Raw genomic sequence first — 16,495 nt, 5'->3', positions numbered from 1 at the left:
ACCGCCACACCTCGACCCGGCAGCGCCCCTGCCGCCGTCGCACGACGAGCAGGTGCCCGATGAGCGACGCGTGCGGCTGCGGCGACGACAAGCCCACCGGCACAGGTGAAGCCGAAGAACGGGAACCGGAACGGCTGTGGGATGTCTCCGAGATCCGTGCGGCCGCTGTAGCCGGGGTGCTGCTGCTGGCCGGTTACATCGCGGGGTGGACGGGCGCGCCGCGGCCGGTGGAGATCGGCCTGCAGGCCCTCGCTCTCGCCGTCGGCGCGTGGACGTTCGTGCCGTCCACGCTGCGCCGCCTCGCCAAGGGCAAGATCGGCGTCGGCACGCTGATGACCATCGCCGCCGTCGGCGCCGTCATCCTCGGTCAGGTCGGCGAAGCCGCCATGCTGGCCTTCCTGTACTCCATCAGCGAAGGGCTGGAGGAGTACTCCCTGGCCCGCACCCGCCGCGGCCTGCGCGCCCTGCTCGCCCTCGTCCCCGCGCAGGCCACCGTCCGCCGCGACGGCGCCGAGCTGACCATCTCCCCGGCCGAGCTGCGCGTCGGCGACCTGATGATCGTGCGGCCCGGTGAGCGGATCGCCACCGACGGCATCATCCGCACCGGCCGCAGCGCCCTCGACGTCTCCGCCATCACCGGCGAATCCGTACCGGTCGAAGCCGCCACCGGCAGCGAGGTGTACGCCGGGTCGATCAACGGCACCGGGGTACTGGAGGTCGAGGTCACCACGACCGCCGAGGACAACTCCCTCGCCAAGATCGTGCGGATCGTGGAGGCCGAACAGGCCCGCAAGGGCGCCAGCCAGCGCCTCGCTGACCGCATCGCCAAACCCCTCGTTCCCGGGGTGATGATCGCCGCCGCGCTCATCGCGGTCGTGGGTAGCCTGCTCGGAGACCCCGCCACCTGGATCGAGCGGGCCCTCGTCGTGCTAGTCGCCGCCTCCCCGTGCGCGCTGGCGATCTCCGTGCCGGTCACCGTGGTCGCCGCCGTCGGCGCCGCCAGCAAACTCGGCGTGCTCGTCAAGGGCGGCGCCGCCCTCGAAGCGCTCGGCGCAGTGCGGGGTGTGGCGTTGGACAAGACCGGCACCCTCACGCGCAACCGGCCGACGGTCATCGACGTCGCCGCGACCGGCGGCGCCACCCGCGAGCAGGTCCTCGACCTGGCCGCCGCGTTGGAGGCGCGCAGCGAACATCCCCTCGCCCGGGCGATCCTCGCCGCCGTCGACACCCCCCGGCCGGCCACCGACGTCGAAGCCATCACCGGCGCCGGCCTCACCGGCGTCGTCGACGGCCGGACCGTCCGGCTCGGCCGACCCGGCTGGCTGCACCCCGGGGAGCTCGCCGACACCATCACCGGCATGCAGCAGGCCGGCGCCACCGCCGTCCTCGTCGAGGACGACGGCCGACTGATCGGCGCGATCGCGGTGCGTGACGAGCTTCGACCGGAAGCCGTCGAGGTGATCGACCGGCTACGCCGCGGCGGCTACCACGTCTCCATGCTCACCGGCGACAACGAAGCCACCGCCACCGCCCTCGCCGAACAGGCCGGCATCACCGAGGTGCACGCCGACCTGCGCCCCGAAGACAAGGCCCGCATCGTGGCGCAGCTCCGCGATCAGCGGCTCACGGCGATGGTCGGTGACGGTGTCAATGACGCGCCCGCCCTGGCCACCGCCGACCTCGGCGTCGCGATGGGCGCCATGGGCACCGACGTGGCCATCGAAACGGCCGATGTCGCGCTCATGGGCGAGGACCTGCGCCACCTGCCCCAGGCCCTCGACCACGCCCGCCGGGCACGGTCGATCATGCTACAGAACGTCGGCCTGTCCCTCGCCGTCGTCATCGGCCTGATGCCCTTGGCCCTGCTCGGGGTGCTCGGCTTGGCCGCCGTCGTCCTCGTACACGAGATCGCCGAGGTGATCATCATCGCCAACGGCGTCCGCGCCGGCCGCGCCCGCCCGCTCCCACCCCTCACCACCACCACCGACGCCGACACCACCCCAGCCCCTGAGACGGTGAGCGTCGGATGACCAACCGGGAGGAGGCGCTGCGCCGACGGGGGCAGCGCCTCGCCTGGCTCATCGTCGTCTGGGACATCATCGAAGGAGCCATCGCCGTCACTGCCGGCCTGGCCGCCGGCTCCATCGCACTCATCGGCTTCGGCATCGACTCGGTCATCGAGGTGTTCGCCGCCGCCGTCGTCATCTGGCAACTACGCGCCGGACCCCGCGCCCGACAACGGCCGGCGCTGCGGCTGATCGCCGGCAGCTTCCTCGCACTGGCCGGCTACGTCACCTACAAGTCCATCTCTGACCTGATCGGCGCCGAACGCCCCGACACGTCGCTGGTCGGCATCGGACTCAACGTCGTCGCCCTCGCCGTCATGATCCCCGTCGCGGTCGCCCAGCGCCGCGCCGTCCTACCGGGACGCGCGGCCGCAGAGGGGCGCCGTCCGTGCCTTCCGTCGCAAACGCGACGGAAGGCACGGACGTCGGGGAAGCAGGAGCTGGGCGGTCGGACGGTTCCGAGCAGCGCCATGTGTTGGTTGCCGCTCCCGGTAGGTCCGCCAAGGCTCAGGACCGGCTGGTTCAGCGGACGTGGACGAAGACCGGGTTCGAGTAGAACCACAGGTCTTCCCACGGGCTCTCGAGCCCGTCGGCGAGCGGCTCGGCCTCGTCGGTGTTGGTGCCGCGGACGCGGGCGTACATGTCACCGTCCACGTTGCGCAGCGTGTGCTTGACGACGTAGTCGTTGCCCTGCTTGCGCCAGTCGCGGGGACCGAACCGGGCCACGACCTTGGTGGTGGGGTTGGTGTCGGCGTCGAGGTTGGCGGACGGGCCGGTGATCTGCCCGACGATCAGGTCGACCCGCCGGACCTCGGGCCGGTCGCCGTTGTGGTTCTGGCCGTTAAGCGGCCGGAACTTGATCTCGATCTCGACGTCGGTGCGGTCGCGGCGGGTCACGGTGACGGTCTCACCCATCGCCGCGTCCTTGCCCTGGCTCCTCGCGGTGAGGTCGAGGCTGGTGATCAGGTCGCCGGTGGTGACCCAGATCCGGCCGTTACGCAGGCCGTCCATGATGTCGCCGTAGTCCTGCCGCGCCAGCACGTACGTCTTGCTGTACTCGCCCGGCCAGAAGTCGGAACCACCGCGGGTCCAGTGCACGTGCGAGTCCGACGTCGCGGTGATCCACCAGCGCCGCCCTTCACCGAGCAGCGAGTCCCACAGCCCACCAACCCGAGCGGTCATCTGATCGTAGCCGCCGTGGGTCGGGTGGTTGCCGTAGCCGCCCCGGGCGCCGCCGTTGAGCGGGCCCGCCTGGTGGCCGGGAGCGCCCTCGAAGCCGACATAGATGTCCGGCGCGGCGTTGTTGCCGTTGCGGAACTCGTGCGGCGTGTCCTGCCCCCACACGCCCCAACCGGGAGCCGACCGGGAAGCGTGGTGCGCGATGACCAACGGCTTCTGCCGCAGGGTCTTGGCGTATTTAAGAAACTCGACCATCTTGGCCTCGGTGTCCCCGCCCGGGACGGCGGGGAACGGGTCGCGTTTGGCGAACTTGCTCTCCAGGTCGAAGAGCATCTGCGCCTCGTCGTCGTGGCGTGGGATCATCAGGGTGTGGTGGTCCATCGCCGGGGCGTCGAACTCCATGCCCCAGAACTGCAGCACGTCGGGCACGAGCTTGCGGGACAGCAACAGGTCGGGGTAGGCCTGTTCCAGGTTGACCTTCGAGTGGGTCGGCCCGCCGTGGTCGGTGACCATCGCCCAGGTCAGGCCGAAGTTCTTCGCCATGATCGCGTTGGTGACGATCGGGTACACCGCGTCGGCGCCCTTGTGGAACGTCGGCGGGTTCGTCGAGGTGTCGAACTCGCCGCTGTACTCCGAGTGGATGTGGTGGTCGCCGGCCCGCCACACCCGGTTACGGGACTCCCCGCCCTTGTCGCGCTTGTCGTCCTCGCGGTCGTCGTTGGCCCAGGCCGCACCGCCACCCACCAGCGGGCTCGCCGCCGCCAGGGTCGCCCCGACACCGGCGTACTTCACCAATTGACGGCGCGAAAGCTGCGAACGCTCGGCGCCTTCGAGATCCTTGTCCTTCAAGACGGAACCTCTCCTCGTCCAGCTATTTGCCGTGTCAGTCAAGGAGCCTTGAAGAAGCCGATGAACGATGACTGCCTGGGACGCGGGCAGGGGGCTAACAGCGAGGCCCGACCTGATAAAGGCAGCCTGTGTGACGCGCAGCTGCCGCTGTTCGTATGACTCCTCGCCGTGACGTATCAGGCCGGGCTACGGGTGCTGGTGCTCCTGCCTGCCGTCCGTTGCGGCAGGGATCAGATGAGCGTTGTCCAGTAGTCCCAGAAGCGGGCCAGGATCGCAGCCAGGATCAGCGCGTACCAGGCCGTGAGGATGAGACTGTGGTAGCCGGCAGCGGCGATCCCGGCCGCCCGCACAGGCCCCGGGAGCGGGCCGGAGAAGTCGTGCAGGTTGCGCAGGGTGGTGTAGAGGAAGATCGGAATGGTGACGGCCCAGACGAGCATGCAGTAGGGGCACAGGGCGCCGATGACGTAGAGGCTCTGGTAGATGAGCCAGTGCACGAAGACCACGCCGAAGGTGGCGCCGGCGTGCAGGCCGAGCCAGAACCAGCGGGGCAGGCATGCGCCGGCGAGCAGGGCGACGCCGATGGTGGTGACGGCGGTGAAGCCGGCGATGCCGATCAGTGGGTTCGGGATGCCGAACGCCTCGGCCTGGGGTGTGGTCATGACCGAGCCGCAGGACAGGATCGGGTTGATGCTGCAGCTGGGCACGTAGCCGGGCCGGGCGAGCAGGTTGATCTTTTCGACGGTGAGGATGGTTGCGGCCAGCATGCCGATGCCGCCGCCAACGGCGCAGATCCACGCCGTGGCCCGAGCGAGGAACCGCCCGCGCGAGGAGTCCTGCTCGCTTCGCCGTTCGACGGTGGCGGTGCTCATTCGGCCAGGGCGGCGTCGATGGCCGCGACGAGGTCGTCCTGCGTGCGCAGGTCGGTCAGCTGGCGGCCATTGAGGAAGAACGTCGGGGTGCCCTGCACGCCAACGGCTTCGCCGTCGGTCTTGTCCTTGGCCACCCGGGCGGCGGTGGCGGGGTCGTCGAGGTCGCGCTGGAACCGCTGCATGTCCAGTCCGAGGGTGCGGGCGTAGCCGAGGAACAGATCGGTTTGCGGCTGCTCCTTGTGTCCCCAGCGGGTCTGGTTGTCGAACAGCTGCGTGTACATGTCGTGGAAGCGGCCCTGGTTCGCGGCGGCCTGCGCGGTGCGGGCGGCCAGTTCGGCGTTGGGGTGGCTGGGGATCGGGAAGTACCGGACCACGAAGGTGATGCGGTCGGAGTAGGTGGCCAGGACCTGCTTGACCGCCGGGTAGGCGGCGGCGCAGGACTCGCACTCGAAGTCGAGGAACTCCACCAGGGTCACCTTGCCGTCGGCGGCGGTGGACAGCCGGTGGCTGTCCTCGCGCACCAGCAAAGCCGGGTCGATGGCGCCGGCGGCCGTGGTAGCGGCGCGCGGCTCGTCGGTGCGGTTGACGGCCAGCAACCCGCTGACCACAAGCACCACTGCCGCGATCAGCGCCAAGGTCAGGCGGGTGTTCTTGGTCATTCCACGTCCTTGTTCATCAGCCAACGACATGACGTCCCACGGTCTGGTGGGACATCGCGCGGACCATACGGGGGGCGCTGTACCGACTTGCTGTCAGCTTCCTGGGAACGGCCCACATGACTACCCAGGGGGCCGTTCACCGGTTAGTACAGCGAAGAGTGTACTGTCGTGCCCGTGGAGACATTGACGTACGGGCAGGTGCTGGCCCGGTTCGGCCACGCCCTGTCGGATCCGACCCGGGCTCGGCTGCTGCTGGCGCTGCGCGACGGGCCCGGCTATCCGGCGGAGCTGGCCGAGCTGCTGGGCACGACCCGGCAAAACCTGTCGAACCATCTCACCTGTCTGCGAGGGTGCGGCCTGGTGGTGACGGTGCCGCAGGGCCGGCGCACCCGATACGAACTGGCCGACGCGCGGCTGGCGCACGCCCTGGGTGACCTGCTCGGCCTGGTCCTGGCGGTGGACCCCGCGGCGTGCCCAGACACCGACGACAAGGGGTGCTGCTGATGAGCCTGCCGTTGATCCAGGCGCCGGCCGAGCCGTCCCCGGCCCGGCGGGCCGTGCTCGCCCGGCGGGTCAGGCTGCTGGTCGCCGCGACCATCACCTACAACCTGATCGAGGCGGTCGTGGCGATCAGCGCCGGCACGATCGCCTCGTCGACCGCCCTGGTCGGCTTCGGTCTCGACTCGATCATCGAGGTGTCGTCGGCGGCGGCGGTCGCGTGGCAGTTCGCCGGCCGCGACCCCGAGGCGCGGGAGAAGACCGCGCTGCGGATCATCGCCGTGTCGTTCTTCGCCCTGGCCGCCTACGTCACCGTCGAGTCGGCCCGTGCCCTGCTCGGCGGCGCCGACGCCGAGCACTCCCCGGTCGGCATCGTCCTCGCCGTGGTGTCGCTGGCGGTCATGCCGGGTCTGTCGTACGCGCAGCGCCGCGCCGGTCGGGAACTCGGCTCCCGCTCGGCGGTCGCCGACTCCAAGCAGACCCTGCTGTGCACCTACCTATCCGCGGTCCTGCTGGTGGGCCTCGGCCTCAACAGCCTGTTCGGCTGGTCCTGGGCCGACCCGATCGCCGCACTGGTCATCGCCGCCGTCGCCGTCAAGGAAGGCCGCGAGGCGTGGCGCGGCGACGCCTGCTGCACCGTGCCCCTGACCACCCCATCAGCCGCCGGCCCCGACACGGATGGGTGCGGATGCCGGCCTGGTTGTACCTGCTGCCCGTCAGACGCCGCGTGATGTTCCAGAAGATGCCGGCGACCGTCCGCGCGGTCTTCGACGCCGAACTCGCCACCGCCCGCCACACGTCCGACCCTGCGGCGGCGTGGCGGGCGGCCGAGCGGGCCCACATCCTGTCCCAGCCGTGGCCCTGGCCACACACCGTCGTGCACGCCGTCATGCTGCGGCGCGCCCTGCGCGAGCGCGACGTCATCGAGGCGGTAGGGCAGGTAATCCGCCTGGCGGTTGCGGGCCCGGGCTCAGCTACCGGCCGCTACCCGCAGGGGAACACCGGCCGGGCGCGGGTGCCGCTGACCCAGCCGATGCCCGTGCCGGAGGAACTCGCCGTGCTGCTGGCCGGCAGCCGGTAGGCCGGTCCGCGGCGCCTGCGCGGGTCGCCGGGCCGCGGCCACGGCGAGCTGGACGGGAGGACGGCGGCCGGGTCCTTCTGGTAGTGGCGTCCGAACCATCTGGCGTGCGTACACGAACCGCGATCCGGCGCGGGTTGATGTTGGCCGTTCTCGCCGTGCCGCTGGCGCCAGCCAGTCCCTGCGCCGCGCATGCCGCCCTGGTCGCCACGTCGCCCGTGCGCGACGAGGTCATCGGGTACGCGCCGCGGGAGGTGGTGCTGGCCTTCAGCGAACCGGGGTTTCCGGTCGCCGGGCGCGTGCAGGTCCTCGGCCCGGACGGCAAGATGATCAACAACGGTGAGCCGGTGCTCGACGGCGCGACGATGCGGATCCCGGTGCGGGTGCCGGACAAGCCGCTGGGCACCTACCTGGTGAGCTACCGGGTGGCCTCCGCCGACAGCCACCCGATCGCGGGCAGCTTCGCCTACTCGGCAGGAGCGCCATCGGCGACAGCGCCGCAGGGTGCCGGCGGCGCCGACCGGCCCGGGCGGGTGCTCGTGCCGGCGGCCAAGTACGCCAGCTACCTGGGCCTGGTCCTGGCGGTCGGACCGGTGTTGCTGGTGGCCACGATGTGGCCCCGGCGGCTGTCCCGCCGCGGGGCGACCGTCATGGCGTTCACCAGGGGCTGGTCGCCGCGGCCCCGGCCGGCACCTGGGTGGGACAGGCCGCGGACATGGTCGGGGCGAGGATCGGCGAGCTGACGGTCGGGGACCTGGAGGCGGTCGGCGCCAGCGGTGGTCGGGGCGGTGCTCGCCGCGCGGCTGGCGCTGCTCGGCGCCGCGGCGACGCTGCTACCGGCCGTCCTGCGCGGCGCCGCGGGCCGCTGGCACACCGCCGGGCTGGCGCTGGTGGGACTGGCCGCGCTGGCCACCTGGCCCTTGGCGGGCCACCCGGTGGCCTCGCCCCTGCGGCCGGTGAGCGTCGCGGTGGGCACCGCCCATCTCGCCGGGGTGACCATCTGGCTTGGCAGTCTGTTCACCCTGGCCGTGTTCCTGCCGCGCCGCACCCACGAGCGGGTTCTCGCGCGGATCCTGCCGGCCTGGTCACGGTGGGCGACCCTCGCGGTCTGCTGGCTCGTCGCCGCCGGCGTCGCCCAGGCCGCGCTCGAACTGGGCCGCCCTCGGCGCTGCTCGACACCGCGTACGGGCGGCCGCTTTGCGGCAAGGCCGCACGGCTGGCCGGGGTCCTCGCTGTCGCCGCCGGGCAGCGGCGGAGGGTGCGCCGCCGCGCCGCGGCGACCCGCCCCCGCCGGCTCGCCGGGGCCGCTGGCTCGAACTCGCGGCCACGGCGGTGGTCCTCGCGCTCACCGCGGTGCTGGTGCAGACGACCTCACCAGGACGGGTCGCCGGCACCGACGCCGCCCGGGTTGCGCGCAACAGCGTCGCGCAGACCCTCACCACCGGCCTCTACATGCTGTGGTTCGATGTCTACCCCGGCGGGCGGATGTGGCCAACAGCCTGCACATCTACGTCTACACCCCGCAGGCCAGGGCCCTGCCCGTCGCGGAATGGGCCATCAGCCTCGCTCTGCCCGCCGCCGGCGTCGAGCCGATCACGGTGCCGGTCGACACGCCGGAACCCCACCACGCCAGCGCCGAGGTTCGCTTCCCCGCCGCGGGTGAGTGGACGCTGAAGGTCACCGCGCGCGCCAGCGACGTCGACCAGACCACCGTCACCGTCACCGTCCGCCGCCACCTGACCGGCGTCCCCCATCGGTGCGTGAGCCCGTTTTCCACCAATAGTTCTCGTTTGCACCATCTAGCGTGCGGGTATGGGTGGCGAGGCAGCAGCGGGTGGCACGGCATCCGCCGGCAGGGTGTACGGCACGCGGCGCAGGTCGGCGCAGCGGGTCGCGGCGACAATCGCGCTGGCGCTGGCAGGGGTGGCAGCGTTGACCGGCGCGGGCATAGTCGGTGCCGCACTGAGGGGATCCTCCGCCTCATCCCCACCTCCCCAGCCACCGCCGGCCGTCGCGCCCGCGACCATCACGCCGCATGCGCCCCATGCCTCATCCGAGCCAAGCGCCGCGGCGGAGCACAGAGGCCTGGCCCGATCGGCGCCGACCCGCATCACCATCGACCGCGTCGGCGTGCGGGCGGACATCCTCGCCCTCGGCGTCAACGGGGACGGCACCGTGCAGGTGCCGCCGCTGGAGCAGGCGATGGATGCCGGTTGGTACAAGTTGGGCGCCAGTCCCGGAGAGGTCGGCAACGCCGTCATCATGGGTCACGTCGACTCGGCGAAGATCGGTCCGGCAGTGTTCTTCCGCCTCGGTGAGCTCCTGCCCGGCGACATGATCCAGGTGGTCCGGGTTGACCGGACCGAGGTGACCTTCCGGGTCGACGGGGTGAAGTCGTATCCTAAGGACGCCTTCCCCACCGATCTGGTGTACGGCCCGTCGGACACGGCGAGCCTGCGGGTGATCACCTGCGGCGGGACCTTCGACGAGCAGAAACGCAGCTACACCGACAATGTCATCGTCTTCGCCACCCTGGTCTCGTCGCGGCAGGCCTGAGGTGATGGCGGATACCAAGGTGGACCGCACCCGTCGGCCCAGTTCCATCGTTTCGAACGCTCATGGCAGGCGGAGTGGTCGCTGCGGGCGTGGCCCGGTACCGCTGGATCGCGCGCCGCGGGTACGGCAAAGGACCGGCCCACCGGGTGGCGGACCGGTCCTGTAGGCCCGGATCAGCCGCCGGAGAGGGACGGCGCCGGTGCGGGTGATCCGCCGGCTACGGCGCCCGGGTTGGCCGGGCTGACCTGCGCCGGCTGGAGCCCGGCCGGTACGGGCAGGGCGCTGCCCTTGACGAAGTCGTCCCAGCTGACGTTCCAGGCCGTCCACCCGTTGCCCGGCTGCAGCTGCACCTCGGTGCCCTTGAACGTGACCAGGTCACCGACCTGGGTGATGCCCATCAGCCAGTCCGCGGCGGCCGCTGAGACGTTGGTGCAACCGTGCGAGACGTTGGTGTAGCCCTGGTCGCCCTCCGACCACGGCGCCCCGTGGATGAACTCGCCGCCCCAGGTGAGCCGCTGGGCGTCCTCGACGTCGACCACGTAGCCGCCGTTCGGCTCGCCGCGGGTGTCGAACGTCGTCTGCTGGTGCTTCTCCATGATCACCATTTTGCCGCTGGAGGTCGGCGTGCTCGGCTTGCCGAGGCTGACCGGGATCTTGCGGATCAGCTTCCCGTCCTGGTAGACCGACATCTTCTTGGTGGCGTTGTCGACATCCAACGCCACCTGCCGGCCGATCTTGGAGGTGGCGGTCCGGTCCGCATCGCCGATCCGGTCCTTGCCGATCGGCAGGCCCTGCAGCCCGGCCCGGACGCTGATCGTTGTGCCGGGCCGCCAGAAATCGGGCGCCCGGTAATAGACCTGACTGCCGTCCTCCAGCCACGACCAGGCCCCCGGCTGCGGCGGATCCGTCTTCACGAACAACCGGCGCTGCACATCCGGTCTGGCCTCTTTGGCAATGGGCGGGTCGAACGCGACGGTTACCGGCATCGCCGTGCCGTACGTCTGGTTTCCGGCGAAATACAACGTGCTGGTGACCGCCGGTTTTGACGATTTCGGCATCGTGGTGAAGGTGGTTTTCCGGGTAGTGCTCTTCCCGGCGTCGCCGGTGGCGGCGACCTCGGCGGTGTAGGTGCGCATCGGCTGCAACGGGGCGCTCGGCACCCACGCCGACCCGTCCTCACGCGGCTCCACCTTGACCTGTATCCCCCTGTCGTCGGTGATCCGCACAGCCGTGATCCGCCCGCCCTTGACGGCGGTACCCACCTCGACGGTGATGGGCAGATCCCGCGTCTGGTCGGCGGGTGTCACGGTCAACTCCGGCGCCCGCCCGTCCGCGGGTCGTGCGCCGGGCGTGCGGTCGGCGGTGCACCCCGCCAGGACCAGTGGCGTGGCCACGATGGTCGCGGCCATCAGCGTCAATCGCCGCCTCAACTGCATACTGCGTCCCCCCGTTCATGGCTTCCCTTCGCCACATTCTCGCCGCGCCGCACCGATGTGAGCGCAATTTCGGCTGATTCGGGAACCAGTTACGGGAGGCATTTCCGGCCGAATGGCAGGCGGTGGGTGGGTCGCGCAGATCTGCGCCTTTCCGGGTCAGCCGTCGCGGATGGGGCGCGGGTTCCATTCCGGCGGGACGCTGCGCCGTTGCAGGCGGGTCGGCAACTCGTTGCGGGTGGTGCCGTCGGGCCCGACTTCGAGATCCCGGTCTCCGCGCACCCCTCTGGCGGTCCGCGCGGCGTGACCGCGTGTCAGACCGCGGCCCGGGCCGTTGCGGTAGGTCCCCGCACATGGCGCGCCCGCCCCGCGCCAACATCGGCACCCTGGTCTCCTTTCGGCAGACCTGAGGTGGTGGATACGACGATGGGGCTGGCCCTTGTCGGGCCGGCCCCATCGTTGTTCACGCTCAGGTCAGGCGGAGTAGCCGCGGGAGGCGATCCAGTTGGCCAGCTTGTCGGTGCTGATCCAGTACTGGCCCTCGTCGGACCAGGAGTCACCGATCTTCACGGTGTTCCCGCCGTCGCGGTAGCCGACCACGGCGATGTAGTGCCCACCCTCGTAGGAGTGAGCGTGGCCGTCGGTGTCGACCGAGGTGCCCTTGATGTTGGCCACCATCGGCCGCTTGCCGTCGATGTTGCGCACGACGTCGTTGCGCAGCCGGTCGGTCTCGGCCTTGCTGGCCTTCTGGCCGGGGATCTCGACGGTGCGGTAGTCCTTACCGGTGACCTCCTTGAGCACCCGGGTGGTCTCGATGGCGGAGTTGGTGCCCGCCTCGGTGGTGGCCAGCTTCTTGGCCAGCTCGTCCTGGCTCAGGTCCTTACCGAGCGCGGACAGCGCCATCTTGGTCGCCGCCGGCGCGCAGTAGAAGTAGGTCTCCTGGAACTTGTACGTGAAGTCCAGCTCCTTGCCGCCGTCACGCTCCTGCGCCACGGTGGCCGGCTTGCCGGCCGACACCGGCGCGGCGTGCGCCACGGTCGCGGGACCGGCGATCGCGCCACCGGCGAACGCGAGCCCGGCGACACCGAGCGCGGCCTTACGAACAACCGAAGTCTGAGTGATGGCCGGGAGCCAACGAGTAACAGTAGTCATTGATGCTCACCTTTCACCTGGGGGAAAGGACGGCCAGCAGATCGGGGTGCGGGCCGCCCAAAGAGATACGCCCGGGCGGGGGTGCTCGGGCGTACGGGAGTCATAACCACGGCCGCCCGGCCGGCATTCCGGGCGGGCCGGCCCGCCCGGGATCCCGGTAACCGGACGAAACCGGACACCGGGACAGGTGGGCAGGTCCGGATGTTCGCGGGCGACGGGTCCCGGCACCCCTGAGGTCTCCGGCTCGGTACGTCCTTGATGTCGGGATCAGGCGCCCGGAGGAGAGTGCCAGTGGGCCGTCCGGGAGTCGCCGTAGAGGTAGGCGACGGCGATTACATGCGGCGCTACGAGACGGTGAGGCTCGTGGTGTGACCCATAGGCCTGACGGGCTCGCTGCGGGGTCCGGGCCGGCCGGGCTTCAGGCAAACCCTGTCCGCCGTCACCGCGACCGACTCTCGTGCTGTCAGTGCCCTGATCTCATCGCAACAGCCGCAGCGCGTTGGCGACAACGGCCAGGGTGCTGCCTTCGTGGACCACGATGGCGGCGCCGATACCGGCGATCCCAAGGACGGCGGCGGGTAGCAGGACCGCGATGACGCACAGGGCGACGGCGAGGTTCTGGCGGATGACCCGCCGGGAGCGTCGGCCGAGCCCCACGGCGGCGGGAAGTTTGCTCAGGTCGTCGGCCATGAGGGCGACATCGGCGGTTTCGAGGGCGATGTCCGTTCCTGCGGTGCCCATGGCGATGCCGATGGTGGAGCGGGCAAGCGCGGGAGCGTCGTTGACGCCGTCGCCGACCATGGCCACCACACGATGCTGGCGGGTCAGGCCGGCGATGGCGTCGACCTTGTCTTCCGGCAGCAACCCGGCACGGTAGTCGGTGAGGCTCAGGCTGCGGGCGACATCCGCGGCGACGTGAGGGTTGTCGCCGGTGAGCAGGACCAGCGACGTGACACCGAGACGCCGTAGCTGCTGCAGCATGGGTTTGGCGCCGTCTCGGGGCTGGTCCGCCAGCCCGAGCACGCCGAGGAGGTGCCCGTCGGCGTCGACGGCGATGACCGTCCTGCCGGCGGCCTCCAGTTCGGCGACCGCACCGCGGATCTCGTCAGGCGGGTCCGACGGGAGGACATACCCGGGGCGGCCGACCCGGACCTGCCGGCCGTCCACGGCCGCCGTGATCCCTTTCCCGGCGGCGATGGTGACCTCGCCTGCCCGGCCCAGTGGCAGGCCCTGCGCCGCCGCCACGACAGCCCGGGCCAGGGGGTGGGTGGACCGGCTCTCCACGGTGGCGGCCGTGCTGAGCAGGGCCGCGGGGTCGACGCCGGCGGCGGGGCGGACATCGGTGACAACGGGGTGCCCGCTGGTGAGCGTTCCGGTCTTGTCGAAGGCCATCGCGTCGACCCGGCCCAGGTTCTCCAGGTGCACGCCGCCCTTGACCAGCACACCCGTTCGGGCGGCGCGAGCGATCCCCGACAGCACGGCCGCCGGCGTGCCGATGGCCAGCGCGCACGGCGACGCGGCCACCAGGACCGCCATGCCGCGCAGGAACGCCACCTGCCAGGTCAGCCAGCCCAGCAGCGGCGGCACCGCGATGACCGCCGCGGCCAGCAGCAGCACGGCGGGTACGAACACCGCGGTGAAGCGCTCGGTGAGCCGTTGGGTGGGGGACTTCTGGGTCTGGGCCTCCTGCACCATGGTGACCACCCGGGCCAGGGTGGACTCCCCGGCCAGCCGGGTCACCTCGACCTCCAGGACGCCGTCGTGGTTGACCGTGCCGGCGAACACCGCAGCGCCGGGCGCCTTGTCGACCGGAGTGCTCTCGCCGGTGATCGGGCTCTGGTCGACCGTCGACCGCCCGCCCCGCACGCTGCCGTCGACCGGTACGCGTTCGCCGGGCCGGACGATGACCACGTCGCCGCGCAGCACCTCCCGCACGTCGAGTTCGGTCTCAGTGCCCTCGCGGCGAACCCTGGCGGTGTGCGGGGTGATCGTCCCGAGTGCCTCGATCGCGTGGCGGGCCCGGCCCATCGCCCGGTGCTCGAGCGCGTGGCCGAGGCTGAACAGGAACAGCAGCAGCGCGCCCTCGGCCCAGGCCCCGACGACCGCAGCGCCGACGGCCGCGACGACCATCAGCGCGTCGATCTGCAGCCGTAGCCGCACCGCGGCGGCCGCCGCGTGCCGTGCCGCGGTGAATCCGCCGGTCAGATAGGCCAGCCCGTACGCGACCACGACAACCGTGGCGGGCCAGTCGAGGAACGTCTCACCGGCGAAGCCCATCGCGAGCAGTACGCCGGCGGCCAGCGCCAACAGCAGCTCCGCGCGGGTGCGCACCCACCCTCGCCGGCGCGGGACCTCCACGCCGTAGCCCATGGCGCGCACCAGACGGACCAGGTCGTCCAACGACACGACGTCGCTGTCGAACTCCACCCGCAGCCGCTCCGCGGCGTAACTAACCGAGGCGGCCAGCACCCCGTTCTGGCGGGTGAGGACGTGCTCGATGCTCGCAGAGCAGTCACCGCAGTCCATCCCGGTCACCCGGAGCCACGCATGCCGGTAGCGGTCGCTGACCTGCGCGCCGGTCTGAGACACCACCCGACGCAGCCGGTCCAGCGGCAGCACGACGGGGTCGTAGTGCACGCACACCACTGCCTGCCCGTCGCGGTCGTGCACGTGCGCGTCGCGCAGCCCCCGTGTCCCGGACAGCCGCTCCCGCAGCCGCTGCACGCACTGATCCCGCTCGTCCTGCGCGGCCGGCAGCACCGCTGAAAGCTGGACTTCCAGGGTGCTCTCCGAGCCGGCCGCCCGGCCGCCGGCACCTGCCACCGCGCCTCCCTCACCTTTGCCACCGAGCGGTGGTCGACTGGCAGCGCCACCGCGACCGTGGTCAGCGGAAGGTCGAGCAGCGCGGCGGGCTCAGGGGGTGCGGCGGGGACAGGCTCATCGATCACTGCCGTCCGACCAGAAGACTGTTATTCAGGCTAGATCCTCCGGTTGCGGCGAAGGGAGGAATCCAGGATCGCCGCCACGACCTGCGCGGCCGCCACCACGACGGAGGGTGCTGTGCATCTGACGGCCACGGGCGCGCGACACCGGCCGCGTCCGGGCGCGCCGCAACAGCCGACCCGCGCGGCGGGCCGGTCGGCGTCCCCTGCGGGGCAAGCCGTCCCAGTGCGCGGACGGCACACCCCATACTACGAAAGGTAGTAGCGGCGTGAGACGATGACCGTTGCGCAGCCAGCGCGACCTGAGGGAGGACACATGCCGCGACTGGTGGAACCGGACTCCGTGGCGCGCACGTCGGCCGGAGCCGGCTGACATGGGCGAGCAGTTCGCGGCCATCGCCGCGACCGGGCCCCTCCTGGCCGCGATGGCCGTCGCCGCCGCGGCGGGACTGGTGAGTTTCCTATCCCCCTGCGTCCTGCCATTGGTGCCGGGCTACCTGTCCTACGTCACCGGCCTAGCCGGTACCGACCTCGACGCCGCGGCGCAGCCCACCCCGCCCCCGGCGGCCGGCGCTGTCGCCGTGGCGACCCGGCGGCGGGCGCGGGCGCGGGTCGTGGCCGGCACGCTCGGGTTCATCGCCGGGTTCGCCGTCGTGTTCGTCACCGTGGCCGTGGCGTTCAACGCCGCCGGCCGCGCCCTGGTGACCAACGCGCGCACCATCGAGATCGCCGCCGGGACGCTGACCGTGCTCCTCGGCGCCGGCTACCTCGGGGCGTTCCCGCTGCTGCAACGGCAGGTCCGCGCCACCCGGCTCCCGTCCGCCGGGATCGCCAGCGCACCCGTGCTCGGCGCGACGTTCGGCCTGTCCTGGACGCCGTGCGTGTCCCCCACCCTCGGCGCAGTGCTGGGCCTGGCGGCGGTGGAATCCACCACCGGTAGGGCCACCGTCCTCGCCCTGGCCTACTGCACCGGCCTGGGCCTGCCGTTCCTGCTCGTCGGCCTCGGGTTGCGGCGCACGCTGACCCTCACCCGCTTCGTGCGCCGCCACCACCGGTGGGTCACCCGCCTCGGCGGTGCGCTGCTCGTCGCGATCGGGCTCGCGCTGCTCACCGGAGCGTGGACCGACCTGATGATCTGGCTACGGGCCACGGTCGGGCCGGGCCAGATCAGCATCTGACCGGGCCACACCACGGCGGGCCGGTCCCGGGGACCC

Annotated in this window: 14 protein-coding genes; 7 read left to right on the top strand and 7 right to left on the bottom strand. The window is 71.6% G+C overall.

Features of this window, described 5'->3' with window-relative positions; all coding sequences use genetic code 11:
• Positions 1-59 precede the first annotated feature (59 nt).
• The gene (locus BFV98_RS30420; RefSeq protein WP_030271597.1) at positions 60-2,030 is read left to right on the top strand and encodes a cation-translocating P-type ATPase; all 1,971 of its coding nucleotides are present in this window, start codon (positions 60-62) and stop codon (positions 2,028-2,030) included.
• 558 nt (positions 2,031-2,588) lie between these two features.
• Here BFV98_RS30420 and BFV98_RS30415 read toward each other — a convergent pair.
• The 3 genes from BFV98_RS30415 to BFV98_RS30405 form a co-directional block, all read right to left on the bottom strand.
• Complete coding sequence (locus BFV98_RS30415; RefSeq protein ID WP_030271593.1) at positions 2,589-4,094, bottom strand: hypothetical protein; 1,506 nt, start codon at positions 4,092-4,094, stop codon at positions 2,589-2,591.
• Between the two features lie 230 nt (positions 4,095-4,324).
• Positions 4,325-4,963, bottom strand: a complete 639-nt coding sequence (locus tag BFV98_RS30410; RefSeq protein WP_030271592.1) for a vitamin K epoxide reductase family protein — start codon at positions 4,961-4,963, stop codon at positions 4,325-4,327.
• On the bottom strand, positions 4,960-5,622 hold the full coding sequence (locus BFV98_RS30405) for a thioredoxin domain-containing protein (RefSeq protein ID WP_030271590.1): 663 nt from the start codon (positions 5,620-5,622) through the stop codon (positions 4,960-4,962). The genes BFV98_RS30410 and BFV98_RS30405 overlap by 4 nt, the downstream gene beginning before the upstream one ends.
• A 168-nt stretch (positions 5,623-5,790) precedes the next feature.
• Between BFV98_RS30405 and BFV98_RS30400 the strand changes: the two genes are divergently transcribed.
• From BFV98_RS30400 to BFV98_RS33020, 4 genes are all read left to right on the top strand, one after another.
• A complete protein-coding gene (locus BFV98_RS30400) occupies positions 5,791-6,126 on the top strand; it encodes a helix-turn-helix transcriptional regulator (protein ID WP_030271588.1) in 336 nt (111 codons plus the stop codon).
• The gene (locus tag BFV98_RS30395) at positions 6,126-6,851 is read left to right on the top strand and encodes a cation transporter (RefSeq protein ID WP_030271586.1); all 726 of its coding nucleotides are present in this window, start codon (positions 6,126-6,128) and stop codon (positions 6,849-6,851) included. Before BFV98_RS30400 ends, BFV98_RS30395 begins: the two co-directional genes overlap by 1 nt.
• The gene (locus BFV98_RS30390; protein WP_198039662.1) at positions 6,851-7,201 is read left to right on the top strand and encodes a DUF3703 domain-containing protein; all 351 of its coding nucleotides are present in this window, start codon (positions 6,851-6,853) and stop codon (positions 7,199-7,201) included. The genes BFV98_RS30395 and BFV98_RS30390 overlap by 1 nt, the downstream gene beginning before the upstream one ends.
• Positions 7,202-7,305: 104 nt before the next feature.
• Complete coding sequence (locus tag BFV98_RS33020; RefSeq protein WP_135241033.1) at positions 7,306-7,941, top strand: copper resistance CopC family protein; 636 nt, start codon at positions 7,306-7,308, stop codon at positions 7,939-7,941.
• Positions 7,942-8,711: 770 nt separating this feature from the next.
• Here the strand turns inward: BFV98_RS33020 and BFV98_RS30380 are convergent.
• Positions 8,712-8,921 (bottom strand): hypothetical protein, encoded by a 210-nt coding sequence (locus BFV98_RS30380; protein ID WP_052166179.1) that lies wholly within the window; start codon positions 8,919-8,921, stop codon positions 8,712-8,714.
• Between the two features lie 89 nt (positions 8,922-9,010).
• Here BFV98_RS30380 and BFV98_RS30375 point away from each other — a divergent pair, with 89 nt between their 5' ends.
• On the top strand, positions 9,011-9,754 hold the full coding sequence (locus tag BFV98_RS30375) for a class F sortase (protein WP_082171190.1): 744 nt from the start codon (positions 9,011-9,013) through the stop codon (positions 9,752-9,754).
• A 173-nt stretch (positions 9,755-9,927) separates the two neighbouring features.
• Here BFV98_RS30375 and BFV98_RS30370 read toward each other — a convergent pair whose 3' ends face one another.
• The 3 genes from BFV98_RS30370 to BFV98_RS30360 form a co-directional block, all read right to left on the bottom strand.
• A complete protein-coding gene (locus BFV98_RS30370) occupies positions 9,928-11,190 on the bottom strand; it encodes an Ig-like domain-containing protein (protein ID WP_030271581.1) in 1,263 nt (420 codons plus the stop codon).
• Between the two features lie 471 nt (positions 11,191-11,661).
• A complete protein-coding gene (locus BFV98_RS30365) occupies positions 11,662-12,339 on the bottom strand; it encodes a C39 family peptidase (protein ID WP_047890781.1) in 678 nt (225 codons plus the stop codon).
• A 477-nt stretch (positions 12,340-12,816) separates the two neighbouring features.
• Positions 12,817-15,162, bottom strand: a complete 2,346-nt coding sequence (locus BFV98_RS30360) for a cation-translocating P-type ATPase (protein ID WP_052166178.1) — start codon at positions 15,160-15,162, stop codon at positions 12,817-12,819.
• Positions 15,163-15,655: 493 nt separating this feature from the next.
• On the opposite strand from BFV98_RS30360, the gene BFV98_RS30355 reads away from it, so the two are divergent.
• Complete coding sequence (locus BFV98_RS30355; protein ID WP_030271575.1) at positions 15,656-16,459, top strand: cytochrome c biogenesis CcdA family protein; 804 nt, start codon at positions 15,656-15,658, stop codon at positions 16,457-16,459.
• The last annotated feature ends 36 nt before the right edge of the window (positions 16,460-16,495 follow it).

Origin of the sequence: Micromonospora sp. WMMB235, assembly GCF_001855515.1 — a bacterium.
Taxonomy (GTDB): Bacteria; Actinomycetota; Actinomycetes; order Mycobacteriales; family Micromonosporaceae; genus Micromonospora; species Micromonospora aurantiaca.
The sequence above is the reverse complement of the archived record's forward strand: the minus strand, read 5'-3'. Positions and strand labels throughout refer to the sequence as shown.